This window comes from Streptococcus infantis, from assembly GCF_047463615.1.
GTDB classification, from domain to species: domain Bacteria; phylum Bacillota; class Bacilli; order Lactobacillales; family Streptococcaceae; genus Streptococcus; species Streptococcus infantis_X.
Window position 1 is genome coordinate 1 of sequence record NZ_JASHDO010000025.1, and the last position, 1,392, is coordinate 1,392.

General features: G+C 48.6%; 1 protein-coding gene. It reads right to left on the reverse strand.

Annotated elements, in window-relative coordinates; translation table 11 throughout:
• Positions 1-1,392, reverse strand: a 1,392-nt coding sequence (locus QM874_RS09805; protein WP_414317125.1) for a hypothetical protein, incomplete at both ends; no start/stop codon positions are given.

The window sequence follows — 1,392 nt, forward strand, 5'->3', positions numbered from 1 at the left end:
CATCAACAAGTGCAAGCACGTCAGCAAGTACGTCTGCATCAACAAGTGCAAGCACATCAGCAAGTACATCAGCTTCAACAAGCGCAAGCACTTCAGCAAGTACATCAGCTTCAACAAGCGCAAGCACTTCAGCAAGTACATCAGCTTCAACAAGCGCAAGCACATCAGCAAGTACATCAGCATCAACAAGTGCAAGCACTTCAGCAAGTACATCAGCTTCAACAAGTGCAAGCACTTCAGCAAGCACATCAGCATCAACAAGCGCAAGCACATCAGCAAGCACGTCAGCATCAACAAGCGCAAGTACATCAGCTTCAACAAGCGCAAGCACATCTGCTAGCACGTCAGCTTCAACAAGTGCAAGTACATCAGCAAGTACATCAGCTTCAACAAGCGCAAGCACATCTGCTAGCACGTCTGCATCAACAAGTGCAAGCACTTCAGCAAGCACGTCTGCATCAACAAGTGCAAGCACATCAGCAAGTACATCAGCATCAACAAGTGCAAGCACTTCAGCAAGCACATCAGCTTCAACAAGCGCAAGCACATCAGCAAGTACATCAGCATCAACAAGTGCAAGCACATCAGCAAGTACGTCAGCTTCAACAAGCGCAAGTACATCTGCTAGCACGTCTGCATCAACAAGTGCAAGCACATCAGCAAGTACGTCAGCATCAACAAGTGCAAGCACGTCAGCATCAACAAGCGCAAGTACATCAGCTAGCACGTCTGCATCAACAAGTGCAAGCACGTCAGCATCAACAAGCGCAAGCACATCAGCAAGTACGTCTGCATCAACAAGTGCAAGTACATCAGCAAGTACGTCAGCATCAACAAGTGCAAGCACGTCAGCAAGCACATCAGCTTCAACAAGCGCAAGTACATCTGCTAGCACGTCTGCATCAACAAGTGCAAGCACATCAGCAAGCACGTCAGCTTCAACAAGCGCAAGCACGTCAGCAAGTACATCTGCTAGCACGTCTGCATCAACAAGCGCAAGTACATCTGCTAGCACGTCAGCATCAACAAGCGCAAGCACATCAGCAAGTACATCAGCATCAACAAGCGCAAGTACATCAGCTTCAACAAGCGCAAGCACATCAGCAAGTACGTCTGCATCAACAAGCGCAAGCACATCAGCAAGTACGTCTGCATCAACAAGTGCAAGCACATCAGCAAGCACATCGGCTTCAACAAGCGCAAGCACATCAGCAAGCACGTCAGCTTCAACAAGCGCAAGCACGTCAGCAAGTACATCTGCTAGCACGTCTGCATCAACAAGCGCAAGCACATCAGCAAGTACGTCTGCATCAACAAGTGCAAGCACATCAGCAAGTACATCAGCATCAACAAGCGCAAGTACATCAGCTAGCACGTCTGCATCAACAAGTG